Source organism: Flavobacterium sp. (assembly GCF_027484205.1).
Taxonomy (GTDB): domain Bacteria; phylum Bacteroidota; class Bacteroidia; order Flavobacteriales; family Flavobacteriaceae; genus Flavobacterium.
The window spans coordinates 1-17,985 of the sequence record NZ_JAIXUB010000009.1 but is presented as its reverse complement, the minus strand read 5'-3'; the positions used below and the strand labels follow the sequence as shown (position 1 = coordinate 17,985).

Genomic DNA, 17,985 nt, shown 5'->3' with positions numbered 1-17,985 from the left:
CCAACTAAATTTAAGGTACTTCAATTTCGTTTACAATTTTGTTGATGATGTCAACTGAAGTTACATTTTCGGCTTCGGCTTCATAAGTTACACCAATTCTGTGGCGCAATACATCATGTACAACAGCACGAACGTCTTCTGGAATTACATAACCGCGACGTTTTATGAAAGCATAACATTTGGCAGCTGTAGCCAAATTGATACTTCCACGAGGTGATGAACCGAAACTTATTAATGGTTTTAAAGATTCTAATTTATATTTTTCAGGGAAACGTGTTGCAAAAATGATATCAAGAATGTATTTCTCAATTTTCTCATCCATGTAAACTTCACGAACCGCTTCTTGAGCGCGCAAAATTTGTTCTACAGAGACAACAGCGTTTACTTTTTCGTAAGAACCTTTTAGATTTTGACGAATAACTAATCTTTCTTCATCCATTTTTGGGTAATCGATAACCGTTTTAAGCATAAAACGATCGACTTGTGCTTCTGGTAATGGATACGTTCCTTCTTGCTCAATTGGATTTTGAGTCGCAAGAACTAAAAATGGTTTTTCTAACTTAAAAGTAGTATCACCAATAGTCACTTGTTTTTCTTGCATCGCTTCAAGCAAAGCTGATTGCACTTTGGCAGGCGCACGATTAATCTCATCTGCAAGAACGAAATTAGCAAAAATTGGTCCTTTTTTTATTGAAAATTCATTCGCTTTAATGTTATAAATCATTGTTCCTACAACATCGGCGGGAAGCAAATCTGGCGTAAACTGAATACGACTAAAACTTCCTTGAACTGCTTGAGACAATGTGTTAATTGCCAGCGTTTTTGCCAATCCTGGAACTCCTTCAAGAAGAATATGTCCTTGACCTAAAAGTCCAATCAACAATCGTTCTACCATGTGTTTTTGTCCTACAATGACTTTGTTCATTTCCATGGTCAATAGGTCAATAAAAGCACTTTCTCTTTCAATCTTTTCATTGATGGCTCTAATATCTAAAGCGGCAACATTTTCTTCCATAAATTCTATTTTTTTCGAGGCACAATTAAGTTCAAAATTTTAACATTTCAAAATTGAATATTTTAACACGAATAGAATGTTAACAATGCGTTAAAACTTGTAATCAAATATAGTTTTTAAGGATGATTTATGATTTTGTTTTAGTAATATTAAGGTTGCGAGTTTCGAGTTTCGAGTTTCGGGTTTCGAATTGAGAAATTAAAAATGCTATTTGAAAGGTAAAAATTTACTAAATTTGAAAGGTAATAACCTTTAATTTTCATTACATTGATATGGCTACTTTAAATACATTCGAAGAACTTGATATTTGGCAATTAGGAAGAGAAATTTGTCAAGATGTTTGGGATAAATTTGAGAGCACATCACTTGGAAAAGATTTTGAGTTAAAAAATCAAATGAATCGTAGTTCGGGTTCAATAATGGATAATATTGCTGAAGGTTTTGAAAGAAATGGTAGGAAAGAATTTATTCAGTTTTTAAGTTATTCAAAAGGTTCTTGTGGCGAATTGCGTTCTCAATTGTATCGTGCTTTTGACAGAAAACATATCACCAAAGAAGAATTTGAATTTTTAAAAGAAAAAACAATTACAGAAAGCAAGAAAATAGGTTCGTTTGTGTCCTATCTTATAAAATCTGAAAACAATGGTAGTAAATTTAATAAATAAAATATATGCAACCTCAAGATAAAAACCCGAAACCCGAAACTCGAAACTCGAAACTTTCAGAAATAATAGCCGGAACTATGAATTGGGGTGTTTGGGATAAAAAACTCAACACACAAGAAATGATTCATTTAATAAACATTTGCATCGAAAATAAAATTACCACTTTTGACCATGCTGATATTTATGGTGGTTATACTACAGAAGCTCAATTTGGAAAAGCATTTGGCGAAAGCAAAATATCAAGAGAGAAATTGCAACTAATTTCTAAATGCGGCATTCAACTTGAAGGAAGCAGATCTAATACAATAAAACACTACGATTACTCGAAAGAATACATCATTTGGTCTGTAGAAAATTCATTAAAAAATCTTCAAACGGATTATTTGGATGTTTTGCTTTTACATCGTCCAAGTCCTTTAATGGTTGCTGATGAAATTGCTGAAGCTGTTGAAAAACTTAAATCAGAAGGAAAAATAATTGATTTTGGATTATCCAATTTTACTACTTCGCAAACGGAATTAATTAAAAATAAAACGGAAATTAGTTATAATCAAATTCAATTTTCGGCAACGCATCACGAAGCCATGTTGGATGGAAGTTTAGACTACATGCAAACGCACAATATTAGACCAATGAGTTGGAATCCTTTGGGAACGGTTTTTAGAGAAGATATTGAGCAAACTAGACGATTGAAAAAACTTTTAGTACAATTGGTTGAAAAATATGGTGTTGGTTCAGATACCATTTTACTTTCATGGGTTTTAAAACATCCTTCTAAAGTTATTCCAGTTGCCGGAACGGTAAATATTGCCCGAATTCAGCAATTAATAAAAGCGGTAGAATTACCTTTAGACAATCTGGATTGGTTTGCCATTTGGACAGAAAGCATGGGAAATAAAGTGCCTTAAATTTAGTTGGCAGTGTTCAGTATTCAGTTGGCAGTCACTGAATACTGAACACCGAACACTGAACACTAAAAAATGATAAATAAACGCCTACTTATCAAGAACTTACTAGCTCACAATGATGAGTGTAGTTTTTATGACAAGAAGCGGCAGTTGAACTTACACACCAAGGAAGGAAAAGCGAAGTTTTTGAAACATATTTGTGCTTTGTCTAATTCAAATCCTTCTAATAATTCTTATATCGTTGTTGGTGTTGAAGATGAAAATAACGAAATAACTGGCGATGATTTTTTTGATGACAGTCGCATTCAGAATTTAGTGAATGCTTTTTTGGAAAATCCTCCTAAAATTCAGTATGAAAATGTTCCTTTTCCGAACTTGCCTAGAGATAAAGTCGTTGGATTAGTAACGATAAAACCCAAATCTAAAACTTCCTATTTCAAGAAAAACATTCATACCATTTTGGCTAATGCCACTTTTGTGAGAAGAGGAAGCAATACGATTCCTACAGATGAGAAAATACCATATTCTAAACTCAATATTGAAACGGTTTTAAGCATTGAAAATAGCTCTAGAAATAGTATTTCAAATACACTTGATGGTGTAATTGATTTTGTGAACCATCGTCACAAGGACATGCCTTCTAAGTATAAGGTTTTCAAGGAATTATTTGTAATATGCTGGGCTGGAATTCCAAAAAAAATTAGAGATAAAACCTTTTTTACGCGAGTTGATATCGAATTAGTAAATGAGCAAATTAAGTTGTTTTATTCTGCTCAAGATGATGTAACGATTGATTTTGATGAAAATACTTTTACAATAACCGAATATGTACCATTAGGATTGAATGACAAAACAAGTTATTATCCGTTGGAACAACAAAAACTATCTTTTTTTGACAATGGCTATTATAAAATAGAAACCGAAATGCTTTTTGAACCTCCACAGTACAATCGAAAAGTTTTGTTTCATATTTATAATTCTAATTTATCTTTGTTGAATAAATTGCAAAAAGGAATAGAATTATCTGAAAGAGAACATCAAGATTTGATTAATTTACCTTCAACATTAATGATTTGTTACCTCAACGGATTTGAAGACGCTAAACAGAAATTAATTGAAGCGAAACCTTTATTAAAATTACATCCATTTACAACTGTTTATGTAAATTTTAAAGAAGTGATGCGAGTTTTGAGGAAAGTGAAATATAATAAACAAAATGAATAGAACATTAGTAATTGGCGATATACACGGCGGATTAAGTGCATTACATCAAATAATGGAACGCGCTAACGTTACAGTAAATGATACTTTAATTTTTCTTGGAGATTATGTTGATGGCTGGAGTCAATCGCCACAAGTTATAGAATATTTGATTGATTTAAGTACAAAACAAAAATGCATCTTTATTAGAGGAAATCATGATGAACTGCTTTTAGATTGGTTAGAAAACAGCACCGACAACAGAGAATGGTACAAACATGGTGGAGAAGCTACTGTTATTGCTTATTCAACAATTTCTGAAGCAATAAGATTGAAACATATCGAATTTCTAAAATCATTAGAAAACTATTATTTAGATGATAAAAACAGACTTTTTGTTCATGCAGGATTTACAAACATGAACGGAGTTACCTATGAATATTTTCCGAAACTATTTTATTGGGATAGAACCTTGTGGGAAACGGCTTTATCATTGAATGAAAACTTAGAAAAAACAAGTTGGTTTTATCCAAGAAGATTGACTTTATACCACGAAATTTTCATTGGTCATACACCTGTCACAAGAATTGGCGAAACTATTCCAATAAAAAAAGCAGGTATATGGAATGTTGATACAGGAGCAGCTTTTAAAGGACCATTGACAATTATGGATATAGATTCTAAAGAATTTTGGCAAAGTGAACCTTTAAACAATTTGTATCCCACAGAAAAAGGAAGGAACTAATAATTAAAGTGTTGCGAGTTTCGGGTTGCGAGTTCAAGGTATTGAAATTTGGAATCAACCTTTGAAATTGATTTTTGAAATTGAAATTGCCATTGAAATGGATTCCTTATATTTGCAGTCTAAAATTTAAATAAATCATGAAAAGAATTATTACATTATTGCTTGTATTATGTGCAAGTTTTGCAAATTCACAAGCTTTTAAAGGAAAAGGAGATATTAAATTTCAAGTTGGAGCAACAATGCAAGAATATGGAACAGGAATTGCAACAACTATTGATTTTGGTGCTGGAGAAAATATTTCATACGGATTTACAACTTCCTATTTATTGAATACCACAACAAAAGCAGGAACACCAAAGTTTGAGGATAAATTTGATGCAAAAGCTCGTTTCAATGCTAACATTGGTAATGTTTTGAACATTAGTGACAAACTGGACGTTTATCCTGGACTAGATTTAGGTTTAAGAAATTTTGGAGCACATTTAGGAGCACGATATTTCTTTACAGATGGTTTTGGTGTTTATACCGAAGCAGGAATTCCTTTAGCAAAATATGATTCTGATGTAATTGGTTATGAGAGATTTAATAATCAATTTGTTTTTCAAATCGGTGCTTCATTTAACTTATAAAATCAATATTAAAAACCATACAAAATGAGTGTTGTAACCGAAAAAAGATTAAAGGACAGAAGTGGTTCATTATGCGAAATTAGCGGAAGTGATGAAAATTTAGTTGTTTATTTAGTAGAACCAAAAACAGAAGCCATTCCTGAAAACTGTATTTTAATTACAAAATCGTTAAAAGATCAAATTGAAAATCCTGAAACCATGAATCCAAACGATTGGCGTGGTTTGAGTGACAGCATGTGGAACGAAAATCTTCCAGTTCAAATTGTTTCATGGAGAATGCACGCACGTTTAAAAAATATGGATATGTTAGAAATGATGTATCTTGATGAAGATGCTTTAGAATGGGCGAAAGCTACAGGTGAAGCTGACGATGATGAAGGAAAAATTGTTCATAAAGATTCTAATGGTAATGTTTTATTAGATGGTGATTCTGTTGTTTTAATCAAAGATTTAGATGTAAAAGGAGCAACTTTCACTGCAAAACGTGGTGCGGCAGTTCACAACATAAAATTAGTTTGGGACGATGCTAATCTGATTGAAGGAAGAGTTGAAAACCAAAGTATATTTATATTGACACAATATGTTAAGAAAACGAAATAAATCTGAATTTCAGAAATAAAAAAGTCCCGGTAATTCGGGACTTTTTTGTCTATATTTTTGTCATCCTGAGCTTGTCGAAGGACTTCTCTTAAAAAAACTACAAATCAAATTTAATTCCTTGTGCTAAAGGCAATTGATCAGAATAATTAACTGTATTGGTTTGTCTTCTCATATATACTTTCCACGAATCAGAACCAGATTCTCTTCCGCCACCAGTTTCCTTTTCTCCACCAAAAGCACCACCAATTTCAGCACCAGAAGTTCCGATGTTTACGTTGGCAATACCACAATCTGAACCAGCAAAAGACAAGAATTTTTCAGCTTCTTTCATTTCGTTAGTCATAATAGCTGATGATAATCCTTGGGCAACACCATTTTGTTTTTCAATAGCATTTTCAACTTCACCACTATATTTCATTAAATATAAAATTGGTGCAAAAGTTTCGTGTTGAACGATTTCAAAAGAGTTTTCAGCTTCAATTATCGCTGGTTTTACATAACAACCAGATTCGTAACCTTCACCAGATAAAACTCCACCTTCAACCAATACTTTTCCACCTTCAGCTTTTGCTTTTTCAATAGCCGCTAAATAAGTATTTACAGCATCAGTATCAATTAATGGTCCAATATGATTTTTTTGATCCAATGGATTTCCAATAGTCAATTGACCATAAGCACCTACAATAGCATCTCTAACTTTATCATAAACACTTTCGTGAATAATTAATCTTCTGGTTGAAGTGCAACGTTGTCCTGCAGTTCCAACAGCACCAAAAACAGCACCAGGAACAACTACTTTTAAATCGGCTGAAGGTGTAATGATAATTGCATTGTTTCCACCTAACTCTAATAATGATTTCCCGAAACGTTGTGCTACTGTTGCACCAACAATTCTTCCCATTCTTGTAGAACCAGTAGCAGAAATTAAAGGAATTCTAGTATCAGTAGTCATCATTTCGCCTACTTTATAATCGCCATTGATAATACAAGAAATTCCTTCTGGTAAATTATTTGCTTTTAAAACTTCAGCAATTATATTTTGACAAGCTATAGAACATAAAGGCGCTTTTTCAGAAGCTTTCCAAACACAAACATCACCACAAATCCATGCTAATGCAGTATTCCAGGACCAAACTGCTACTGGAAAGTTAAAAGCAGAGATAATACCAACAATACCAATTGGGTGCCATTGCTCTCTCATAACATGACCTGGACGTTCTGATGGAATAGTTTGTCCGTTTAATTGACGTGATAAACCAACTGCAAAATCGCAAATGTCAATCATTTCTTGAACTTCACCATATCCTTCTTGTAACGATTTCCCCATTTCATAAGAAACTAATTTTCCTAATGGTTCTTTTAATTCTCTTAATTTATTTCCAAATTGGCGTACAATTTCTCCACGTTGTGGCGCAGGCATTGCTCTAAAAGTTAGAAAAGCAGCTTGTGCCGTTTTCATTACTTTTTCATAATCCTCAGCGGTAGTAGTTTTTACTTTTCCAATTAATTGACCATCTACTGGTGAATAACTTTCGATGATATCGCCACTCGAAAAATGATTATTTCCTGTTGAAGTTCCTTCATTAATGGCTTTTACACCAAGAATTTCTAATGCTTCGGTCATGCCGAATTGTTGCGCAATTGTTGACATTATGTGTTTTTTATGTTTTATTTTTAAATTTTATACAAAAATAGTGGTTTTTTTTGACATTTTAGCAACTTATGTAACTAGTTGAAATGCCAAAATTTAATCTTTTACAACAAATCTTGGATCGGATTCCATTATAGTTCCACACTTTTCACAAGTTCGAAGATGTTCAGAATTATAAAAATGTTTGAAATGAGTAAGAAAATCAGTTTCTATATTGTGAAGTTCAAAATAGACTTCATACAATTTATGATTGCAATTGTCACAAAACCACAGCAAACCATCAGGAATATCTTTACCTTCTCTTTTACGTTCAATTACTAAACCAATTGATCCTTCTGTTCTTGATGGTGAATGAGGTACTTTTGAAGGAAGCAAAAACATATCACCTGCAGAAAGTTTCATGGCTTTCTTTTTGCCATCATCTTGAACATAAACTGTTATTTCGCCTTCTAATTGATAAAATAATTCTTCCGTTTCATTGTAGTGAAAATCTTTTCGAGCATTTGGTCCGGCAACTATCATTACGATATAATCGCCTGAGTCAACATAAAGATTTTTATTAGCAACTGGTGGTTTAAGAAGATGCTTGTTGTCTTCAATCCATTTAAGTAGATTGAAAGGTTTTTGAATAGACATAATACAAAATTGTTTTTACGAAATTACAAAAAATAAAAAAAGGTTAGCAAAACTAACCTTTTAAATATTCTTTTAATGTAACTCTTTTATTAAATAAATATAAACCGGAAAGTGATCACTAAATCCTGGTTCAGTTTGAGAATTACGAAGTGGATAACCTTTATATTGACCTGTAGTTTGAATTAAATAAGGTTTATTATAAATTCCTGCTTTCCAATATCTATAAGAAGAATAATCATTTCTAGTTAATGGCTCAGAAATCATAATTTGGTCAAAAATATCGCCAGAATCTCTATAGAATAAAGTTGCATTTCCATCTTTAGCCATTTGTTCAAAAGGATTGTAAATATCTCTTGATTCTTTTAATTCCGATTTTTTAAGTTTTGCACCTATTTCTTTTTTGACACTTTTATTATATGAACCATCATTCAAATCTCCCATTGTGATGATTTTAGCATTTGGATTAATTTTAACCAACGAATCTATAATTTGTCTGTTCAATTTTCCAGCTGCTTCTCTAAAAGGTGAACTTTTCTTTTCTCCACCAGAACGTGATGGCCAGTGATTAACAATTATATTAACTTCTTCACCATCAAGAAATCCTGTAACTAAAAGTTGATCACGAGTATAAACTCTTTCTGATTTTGTGTCTGATTCAACAACATCATCAGTTGCTTCTTCTTTGTCTTTTTTATCAGATTTTCCTTCTTGATTTCTATAAATCATTAAAGGAATATTTGAATAACTTGTGGGTTTAAAATGCTTTTTCTGATATAGTAATGCAACATCAATTCCTCTTTTATCAGGTGAATCAAAATGTACAATTCCATAATCTCTATTAATTAATTTTGGTTGCTTAATTAAATCTTCAAGAACCATTCTATTTTCAATCTCGCATCCACCAATAAATGTAGGAGAATTATTTGGATTTTCTCCAGTTCCAATTTCTGACAAAACTTTTGATAAATTTTCAAGTTTTTTCTTGTATTTTTTTCCAGTCCAATTCATTTTACCATTTGGTAACCATTCTTCATCGTTATTTGAACCATTGATTGTGTCAAATAAATTTTCAAAATTGTAGAAAGCAACAGTATGAATTATATATTTTTTTGACTGTGAATTAGCGTTAATTGTTGCGAATAAAACAACGAAAAGGGCAATAAAATTTTTAATTTTCATAAATTGTATATTAATTTAATATCAAGTTTGTTACAAACTTCTTGCCAAAAGTAAATAATATTCTGAAATATATGTACCTTTGCGCGTTAAGAATTTGTTTTCTTAATGAAATTGTAAAATAATATTAATTTTATTTATGAAAAAACTTGTCATTAGTATTTTATTTGTAATGAGTGTAGTTTTTAGTTTTGCACAAACTGGTACCGGTTTTTATGGTAAAGTTGTGGATTCAAAAACTCAAAAACCATTACAAAATGTGATTGCTTCAATCCAAAACACAAATCAAACACAATTTACAGACGCATCGGGTAAATTTATTTTTAGAGATGCGCCAGAAGGAAGCCAACTTCTTCAAATTAAAAGTTCAGGCTATAAAACACAACTAATTACAGTTGATGTTGAAAAAGGTAAAATGGTTGATATTGGAATAGTTGTTTTCGACGAAGACATTACTGAAGAACAACAATTAAGCTTAATCACAATCACAGAAAACGATTTAGGTGATGACAACAGTGGTTCAGAAAGTACATCTGGATTACTTCAAGCTTCAAGAGATGCATTTCAACAAGCTGCGGCTTTCAATTGGGGACAAGCTCGTTTTAGAATTAGAGGTTTAGATAATGAATACGGTACCACTATGATTAATGGTATGGTGATGAATAAAATCTATGACGGAAGACCACAATGGAGTAATTGGGGTGGACTTAACGATGCTACAAGAAATCAAGAATTTACAATGGGTTCTGCACCATCAGATTATACATTTGGTGGAATTTTAGGAACTCAAGAAATTAACACTAGAGCTTCTATTTACAGACCAGGTTCAAGAATTTCATTTTCAGGAACTAACACCAACTATAGTTGGAGAGCAATGGGAACACATGCTTCTGGAATGAATAAAGATGGATGGGCATTTGTGGTTTCTGCTTCAAGAAGATGGGCTCAAGAAGGATACTTTGAAGGAACAGATTATAGTGCAAATTCTTTATTTGCATCTGTTGAAAAGAAATTCAATGACAGACACTCTTTAAACTTTACCTCAATTTTTGCTCAAAATAGTAGAGGAAAAAACTCACCAAATACAGATGAGGTAACTAAACTAGCAGGTGTAAAATATAACTCATATTGGGGTTGGCAAGATGGTCAAAAAAGAAATTCAAGAGATAAAGATGTTGAAGAGCCAATTAATATGTTAAGTCACTATTGGAAAATGACTGATAAAACAACATTGAATACAAATATTTCTTATCAAGTTGGTTCAATTGCAAATAGTAGATTAGATTACAGAAATACCGCTTATGGAATTGACTCAAATGGTAACTCATCTGTTCTTCATGATCCTACTTATTATAAAAATCTTCCAAGCTATTACACATCATTATATGAAAATGATCCAACGCTTGTTCCAAGTTCTGAATATCTACCTGGTGGTTTAGGTGGTTTATATATAGGTAACACTCCACAAAATTTAGCATATGCTTCTCTTGCAAGACAAACATTTTTATCTAATAAACAATTAGATTGGAATGCAATGTACCAAGCAAATTTAAATAATCCAACAGGTGAAAGTTTCTTCGTTTTGTATGAAGATAGAACTGATGATAAATTATGGTCTGCTAATTCAATCATTAATTCTCAAGTTGCTGATAATATAACTGTAAATGGTGGTGTAAATTTTAAAAAATTAAAATCACACAACTATCAATATTTATCAGATTTATTAGGTGGTGACTTTTTCTCTGATAGAGATTCTTTTTATACAGGAAATCAATCTCAATCTGATTTGAATAATCCTAACAGAATTGTAGGTGTTGGAGACACTTATGGTTACAATTATAATTTATTAGCAACAACTTACGATGCTTTTTCTCAATTTAAATTCACTTACAACAAAGTTGATTTTTACTTAGCTCAAAGTTATAGTCACTCTGAGTATCAAAGAGAAGGTTTATATCAAAATGGTTTGTATGAATCAAATTCTTTAGGAAAAAGCGAAAAAGTAAAATTCGATAATTTTGGGTTTAAAGGTGGTTTAACCTATAAAATTACTGGTAGACATTTCATTAATTTTAATGGTGCTTACATGACAAAAGCGCCTTCATTAAGAAATGCATTCCCTAACGCAAGATTAAATAATAATATTACTAATAACTTAGAAAGTGAAAATGTTTCTAGTGCAGATATTAGTTATGTAATTAGAACTCCTAAATTCAAATCAAGATTAACTGCTTATGCATCAAAAATAAACAACGCTATTGAAACTTCATTCTTCTTTGCTGAAGGTTTACTTGGTGATGACAATGGTGATGGTGGTGATGCTTTTGTTGGAGAAACAGTTTCTGGTATTTCTAAAAAACACATAGGTGGAGAACTTGGAATGGAGTACAATCTTACTTCTACAATTAAATTAACTGCAACTGCTGCATATGGCGAATTCACTTACGATAATAATCCTAATGTTCAAGTAAATGATGATTCTCAAGCAAGTGCTACAAATACTTATCCTGTAGTTGATTTTGGTAAAGCAAAATTGAAAGACTACAGATTGTCAGGTACACCACAACAAGCTGCTTCTTTTGGAGTTGAATATAGAGATCCTAAATTTTGGTGGATTGGAGCAAATGCTAATTACTTAGGTAATAATTATATTGACATTGCACCAGTTTTAAGAACGGAAAGATTTGGTATTGATCCATTAGACGTAAATGGATTAACGTTTACTGAAGCTACAAACGATAGAGCAAGAGAATTATTAAAACAAGAAAAATTTGACGACATAACACTTGTTAATCTTGTTGGTGGAAAATCTTGGAAAGTAGGAAATCAAACTTTTGGTTTCTTTGCTAGTGTAAACAATGTTTTTGATAAAGTTTACAAAACAGGAGGTTACGAACAAGCAAGAAATTCTAACTATAGAGAATTAAATCAAGATGTTTCTAGTGGAACGCCATCTTTTGCACCAAAATACTTTTATGGTTATGGAAGAACTTATTTTGTTAACCTTTACATTAATTTCTAATAAAAAATAATATTATCATATGAAAACAAATTTTTTAAAATCAGCTATTTTATTAGCGCTAATTTCAGGAGTTTATTCAAGCTGCGTTAATGACGACAGCTATGATGTGCCTAATGTTGAATGTACAGAAACTAGTTTAGTTAAAACTATCGAAGTTACTGATGTACCTGCAGGTACAGTTGTTGCTCAATATACTGGTGATGATGTTATTGAAGCTTATGTTACTTCAAGTGATGAAGGAGGAAATTTCTTCAAAAGTATTTCTTTTCAAACTTTAGATGGTTCAAAAGGTTTTAGCGTACCTGTTGATGCAACTTCAACTTTTACATATTTCCAACCAGGTAGAAAAGTATTAATTAAATTAAAAGACCGATATACTGACATTTCAAATGGAGGATTAAGAATTGGAGCTTTATTTGTAAATTCATCAGGAACAGCTTCTGTTGGACGTTTATCTGTTTTTGATTATGGAAAAGTATTAAATCGTTCATGTACATCTGTTGATGAAGATGATTTAGTAAGAACGCTTACTGTAAATGAAGCAAAACAAGATCAAAACTTAAATACATTAATTGAACTTGATGGTGTACAATTTTCTGATGCAGCGTTAGGACATACTTATTACGATGCAGCTAATGATTTAGGTGGTGCAACTAATCACTTATTAACAAATTCTGTTGGAAATACAGTAATTTTCAGAACAAGTAGTTTCGCTAATTTTGCAGGTAATCCTGTTCCAAGTGGTTTTGGTAAAGTTAGAGGTGTAATGACAAAATTTGGTTCAGATTATCAATTTTTAGCTAGAACTGAGGCTGACGTACAATTAACTGGAACAAGAATTGATGTAGATTTTGCTCCGCCAATTGTTGGTGCAACTGCAACACCTTTATGCTCATTAAATGAAACATTTGAATCTTATACAGCAGGAACATCTGCTACTGGTCAAAATAATTTCCCTAACTACATCAATGATGCGGCTATAGGAACTGCTTATTGGAGATGTAGAAGTAACGGAACACCAGCTAACAAATACATTCAAATGACTGCTTTTAGTACAGGACAAGCTGTTAAAACTTATTTTATAGTACCAATTGACTTTACTTGTGCTAATGGATTCTCATTTCAATCAAGAGCATCATTTAATGTAGGAGCTGTTTTAAAAGTATATTATTCAACTAACTATGTTCCTGGTGGAGCTGTAAGTGCTGCAACGTTAACTGATATTACATCATCATTTGCAATTTCAACAGCAACTTCATCGACTGCACCATTTACAAATAGTGGATTATGGTCAATTCCTACTTCATTAACAGGAAATGGTTACATCTTGTTTGAATATACTGGATCTGCAATTTCAAGTCCAGCTTTAACTACAAATATGGATTTAGATAATATCATTATCAACTAATAACATAGTTAACCCGTACAAAAAAGCGAAACTAAATTAGTTTCGCTTTTTTGTTTTTATTAAGTAGTTGGCATCACCTTTTGGAGAATAAAATTTTGACCTAAGCAAACAGAAAACTAACTAAGTGATATCTCTTTTTTATCATTTTCTTCGTTTTAAAAGCTTTAAACATAAAAAAGATAAACTACGCTTATCTTTTTTAAAATTAATCTCATCACTAACTTTGATACATTACCCCTAATTATAATGTATATCTTTAGTAACAACTATAGATACTTCTTTATTTATTACTTTAAACATATATAGTTTACTACTACCAAAAATAGGTCTATCCTTATAATTAATATTTTTCTTTTTATGGATAAATACCTCTGCAAAAAAAACGTCATTTTTTTGTTCTGAAAAAAATATTTTTATTTTACCACACCTATGTTTGTTTAATTTAACTAAATCTTCATTTATCTTAACTATTTCATTTTCAAGAATAACGTTTTCATCATTATTTTTCAATTCATCTTTAAAATAAATTTCAATATTTGAAAAAAATATAATTTCAGAGGATATATAATAATTCTTGTTTACCAAACTATAATCCCTAAACTCACTAGAATTAAATATTAATGATAAAGCATTTTTATAATTTTGAATTTCAATATCTTGATAATTTATAAAACTACCAGTATTGATCAAAATAAAAAAGTAACAGAATAATAATTTCATAATAATAATTTAAAAAGTTAATTCCTTGCACCTTTTTTTTGAAAATAGCAATTTACATTTATCGGATCATGAATGTTCTTTCTCTTAATAATGTAAATAAAAGTTTTATTTTTAACCTTAACGGTATCTTTTAAATTATTAATTATTTCATACTCCATATTTAAAATAAGAGAGTCATTTTTAACTATCCATTTACCTATTTCTTTTTCACCAATGACACCAAGGTAAACCATTGAATAATTATTATTTGAACTTAATTCAATTATGCTTCTAGAAAAACCTAAAGCATAACACTTATTTATATATACTCCTTCTAATTTCTTACTACTAGAGCAACAAACAAAAAAAGGAATATATAAAAATATCACTACTATTTTTATATATCTACACATGACTATTGAGGAGTATAAGTTTTATTACCAATACTAAATGTCCTATCGCTATTTTCCATATTTTGTAATGTCATTTCTCTTTGATTTACAGGAAGATTCAATGCTCAAATTATATCAGGATGATTATTTGTACTCCTTGGTCCAAGGAATCCCAATTTGTTATTAATTCAAATTTAACTTATCACTAACTTATATACATTACTAAAACAAAAAAACCGAGACTTTCATCTCGGTTTAAATTTATAGTGTAACTTAATTATTTTACAATTAAGAACTCTGAACGTCTGTTTTGAGAATGTTCAGCTTCTGTACAAGGCTCACATTGAACTTTAAGTTCAGTTTCACCAAATCCTTTTCCTGAAATTCTTGAAGCATCAATTCCTTTAGAAATAATATATTGAACTGTAGATTTTGCTCTTCTTTCAGATAAACTCATGTTATAGTTATCATCACCTCTTTTATCCGTATGAGATTTAGCAAAAATTACAAGATCTTTTTTGTTGTTCATTACTTGAACTAACTTATCAAGTTCAAAAGCTCCTTGTGCTGTAATATTGCTTTTATCTAATTCAAAATAAATAGGATTTAAAACAATAGCTTCTGGAGTCACAATTACGTCAATAGGCTGCAATTTAGCATCGATTTTAGCTTCTGGTCCTTTACTTTTAGCAACAGAAAAAGAGTTGCTCTCAAAGCCAATTTTTTCAGCTTGAATTGTATAAGCTTTATCACATTCTACTTTATAAGAAACTTCTCCTTTTGCATTTGATTGTTGTGAAGAAATTACATTGTTTTTATCATCTAAAATTGAAACTTTAGCATCTGCTAAAATTTCTCCTGTTTTAGCATTTGTTACAACCGTTAATAAATCTACTGCACAAATTGGAGTTGCAGCAAAAATATCATCATTCCCGTTTCTGTTACTAGCAAAGAAACCAATGTTTTTAGCTTTGTTAAATGAAAAACCAAAATCATCTTTTTCAGTATTTAATGGTTTACCCATATTTTGAGCTTCAGAACTATTAGACAAATCAATTGAATAAATATCTAAACCACCAAGACCTTGTCTTCCACTTGAAGCAAAATATAATGTTTTATTGTCATCATTAATAAATGGGAAACTTTCATTTCCTTCAGTATTAACTTTTGAACCTAAGTTTTCAGGTTTACCATAACTTCCGTCACTATTTACAGCAACTTTCCAAACATCAACACCTCCTAGAGTTCCAGGCATATCTGAAGAGAAATACAAAGTTTTTCCATCTCTACTTAAACTAGGATTACTTGTAGAATATTCTTTACTGTTGAATGGTAATGAAGTAATATTTCCCCATGCATCTCCAGATTTTGTAGCTTTATATAAATTGTTTTTTCCAAGTTTTAAGTTATTCGCTTTATCCTTTTCAAAAAGTTTTTCTCTGAAACTATCACTACTAAAAAACATAGTATTTCCATCTGTAGAAATTGTAACTGGTCCATCATGAAATTTAGAGTTCAAAGAAGTAACAGTTGTTGCTTCTGAAAATGTTCCGCTGTCACCCATTGTAGATTTATATACGTCTAAATAAGGTTCTTCATTCCAACCATAATTTCTTCTAGCTCCATTTCTAGCACTAGTAAAATACAATTCATTGTCATAAAGAACTGGTCCAAAATCAGACTTATCACTACTAACTTCTAAAGATTTAGCCGTGAAACGAGCTGTTTTTTCAACTAATTTAGGAACATAATTTGGATTCTCTTTAAAAGCTTTTGCTCTATTATCATTTGGAGACATAGCAGCAAATTTTGCCATTTGTTTGTTAGCTTCTTCATATTTCCCATTTGCTTTTAGCATTTGAGCATATCTAAAATAAGTTTCAGCATCTTGATTTGTTTCTGTTGCTTTAGCATACCAAGTCGCAGCTTCAGAAGTGTTAAACATATTATAATACGTATCTGCTAATTGTTTGTAAACATATCCATCACCTTTCCCGTTGTCAACTAACTTTTGATATTCTTTAGCAGCAGAAACATATTCATATCTATTGAATAACTTATCCGCTGTTTTTGTGTCTTTATTTTGCGCAATAAGCGAAGTGCTTATTAAACCAAAACTTAATGCTATATATAGATTTTTCATTTTTATCTTAATTTTTATGTTAGAAATATCTTGGTGATTGTGATACTTTTTTCGGGAAATTCAAATCAAATAATAACATAACCTCATGAGATGAAGGTGTTGTAATATTTAAATCAGAAACTATATGGTCATAAGCATATCCAATTCTCAAATTTGGTGTTATTGCATAGTTAACCATTGCACCAAATGAATCTTCAAGTCTGTATGTTGCACCAACTTCAAATTTTTCATTAAACAAAAAGTTTGTTGATAAATCTATAGAAGTAGGAGCATTAATTGCTGATTTAACCATAGCAAAAGGTTTGAACTTTACATTTGGATTAATATCAAAAACATAACCACCAGTTAAGAAATAGTGAAGTGTTTCAGTACCAAATTGTCTACCATTGAAATCTAAATATTTAGATTTCATAATATTTGGAATAGAAAATGAAACATAATATTTATTAGTGTAGTAAAACAAACCTGTTCCTAAGTTAAAAAAAGTTTTATTAGGATTTGGTCCACTAAAAGCATCATCATTAATATCTGGAAGAGTTGGGTAAATTGTGTTAAAATCAATTTTATGCATGGTCAAACCTGCTTTCAAACCAAATGCAATTTTGTGTTCTCCACCTAAATTAAGTGTATAAGAAAAATCTCCATAAAGATTATTTTCTTCGACAGGCCCAATTTTATCAGAAATTACAGATAATCCCATACCAACATTTTTTCCAACAGGGCTATGTAAGAAAAATGTTCCTGTAGATGGAGCATCTTCAATTTCCACCCATTGCTTTCTATATAATAAACCTCCAGATAAATTCTCTTTTGAACCTGCATAAGCTGGATTTACAACACTTAAATTATACATATATTGTGTATAATGTGGATCTTGCTGCGCGTTGACATCAACAAATGCAATTAATGCAATTAGCGTTAAATAATATAATTTTTTCATTTTCTTGGTATTTATTTATTTTGGTTAACTATTTTACTTCTCTATTAATATAAACCCATCCTGATAAAGTTTTCATACCATCACGTTCAATTACATAATAATATGTTCCATCTGGTAATTCTTCACCAGCATCAGATTGTCCTTCCCATTGATTAG

General features: G+C 30.9%; 17 protein-coding genes. 8 read left to right on the top strand and 9 right to left on the bottom strand.

The window, feature by feature from the left end; all coding sequences use genetic code 11:
• Positions 1-10: 10 nt before the first annotated feature.
• Positions 11-1,015, bottom strand: a complete 1,005-nt coding sequence (locus Q0049_RS02725) for a MoxR family ATPase (RefSeq protein ID WP_298116314.1) — start codon at positions 1,013-1,015, stop codon at positions 11-13.
• Between the two features lie 272 nt (positions 1,016-1,287).
• Between Q0049_RS02725 and Q0049_RS02720 the strand changes: the two genes are divergently transcribed.
• The 6 genes from Q0049_RS02720 (at position 1,288) to Q0049_RS02695 (ending at position 5,762) form a co-directional block, all read left to right on the top strand.
• Positions 1,288-1,680 carry a four helix bundle protein gene (locus Q0049_RS02720; RefSeq protein WP_298116312.1) on the top strand — a complete coding sequence of 131 codons (393 nt, stop codon included), beginning with the start codon at positions 1,288-1,290 and terminating at the stop codon, positions 1,678-1,680.
• 5 nt (positions 1,681-1,685) lie between these two features.
• Positions 1,686-2,588, top strand: coding sequence for an aldo/keto reductase family oxidoreductase (locus tag Q0049_RS02715; protein WP_298116310.1), 903 nt, complete (start codon positions 1,686-1,688; stop codon positions 2,586-2,588).
• A 72-nt stretch (positions 2,589-2,660) separates the two neighbouring features.
• Entirely contained in the window at positions 2,661-3,812 is a 1,152-nt protein-coding gene (locus Q0049_RS02710) for an ATP-binding protein (protein ID WP_298116308.1), read from the top strand.
• Positions 3,805-4,533, top strand: coding sequence for a metallophosphoesterase (locus tag Q0049_RS02705; RefSeq protein WP_298116306.1), 729 nt, complete (start codon positions 3,805-3,807; stop codon positions 4,531-4,533). The genes Q0049_RS02710 and Q0049_RS02705 overlap by 8 nt, the downstream gene beginning before the upstream one ends.
• Before the next feature lie 137 nt (positions 4,534-4,670).
• The gene (locus tag Q0049_RS02700) at positions 4,671-5,162 is read left to right on the top strand and encodes a DUF6646 family protein (RefSeq protein WP_298116304.1); all 492 of its coding nucleotides are present in this window, start codon (positions 4,671-4,673) and stop codon (positions 5,160-5,162) included.
• A 24-nt stretch (positions 5,163-5,186) separates the two neighbouring features.
• Entirely contained in the window at positions 5,187-5,762 is a 576-nt protein-coding gene (locus tag Q0049_RS02695; protein ID WP_298116302.1) for an alkylphosphonate utilization protein, read from the top strand.
• A gap of 97 nt (positions 5,763-5,859) precedes the next feature.
• On the opposite strand, the gene Q0049_RS02690 is transcribed toward Q0049_RS02695, so the two are convergent.
• The 3 genes from Q0049_RS02690 to Q0049_RS02680 form a co-directional block, all read right to left on the bottom strand.
• The gene (locus Q0049_RS02690; RefSeq protein WP_298116299.1) at positions 5,860-7,413 is read right to left on the bottom strand and encodes an aldehyde dehydrogenase family protein; all 1,554 of its coding nucleotides are present in this window, start codon (positions 7,411-7,413) and stop codon (positions 5,860-5,862) included.
• Between the two features lie 96 nt (positions 7,414-7,509).
• Positions 7,510-8,049, bottom strand: a complete 540-nt coding sequence (locus tag Q0049_RS02685; protein WP_298116296.1) for a 3-hydroxyanthranilate 3,4-dioxygenase — start codon at positions 8,047-8,049, stop codon at positions 7,510-7,512.
• 72 nt (positions 8,050-8,121) lie between these two features.
• Positions 8,122-9,228, bottom strand: a complete 1,107-nt coding sequence (locus tag Q0049_RS02680) for an endonuclease/exonuclease/phosphatase family protein (RefSeq protein ID WP_298116294.1) — start codon at positions 9,226-9,228, stop codon at positions 8,122-8,124.
• Positions 9,229-9,364: 136 nt separating this feature from the next.
• On the opposite strand from Q0049_RS02680, the gene Q0049_RS02675 reads away from it, so the two are divergent.
• A complete protein-coding gene (locus Q0049_RS02675; protein ID WP_298116292.1) occupies positions 9,365-12,247 on the top strand; it encodes a TonB-dependent receptor in 2,883 nt (960 codons plus the stop codon).
• A 19-nt stretch (positions 12,248-12,266) separates the two neighbouring features.
• Entirely contained in the window at positions 12,267-13,655 is a 1,389-nt protein-coding gene (locus Q0049_RS02670) for a DUF5689 domain-containing protein (RefSeq protein ID WP_298116290.1), read from the top strand.
• A 237-nt stretch (positions 13,656-13,892) separates the two neighbouring features.
• Here Q0049_RS02670 and Q0049_RS02665 read toward each other — a convergent pair whose 3' ends face one another.
• The 5 genes from Q0049_RS02665 to Q0049_RS16630 all read right to left on the bottom strand — a co-directional run.
• Positions 13,893-14,375: a hypothetical protein gene (locus tag Q0049_RS02665; RefSeq protein ID WP_298116288.1), complete on the bottom strand. Its 483-nt coding sequence runs from the start codon at positions 14,373-14,375 to the stop codon at positions 13,893-13,895.
• A gap of 17 nt (positions 14,376-14,392) precedes the next feature.
• Entirely contained in the window at positions 14,393-14,767 is a 375-nt protein-coding gene (locus Q0049_RS02660) for a hypothetical protein (protein WP_298116286.1), read from the bottom strand.
• A 256-nt stretch (positions 14,768-15,023) separates the two neighbouring features.
• Positions 15,024-16,889: an OmpA family protein gene (locus Q0049_RS02655; RefSeq protein ID WP_298116284.1), complete on the bottom strand. Its 1,866-nt coding sequence runs from the start codon at positions 16,887-16,889 to the stop codon at positions 15,024-15,026.
• 19 nt (positions 16,890-16,908) lie between these two features.
• Positions 16,909-17,829, bottom strand: coding sequence for a type IX secretion system membrane protein PorP/SprF (locus Q0049_RS02650; RefSeq protein WP_298116282.1), 921 nt, complete (start codon positions 17,827-17,829; stop codon positions 16,909-16,911).
• Positions 17,830-17,857: 28 nt separating this feature from the next.
• Positions 17,858-17,985 (bottom strand): gliding motility-associated C-terminal domain-containing protein (locus Q0049_RS16630; protein WP_366941668.1); only part of this gene is annotated, 128 nt, incomplete at its 5' end.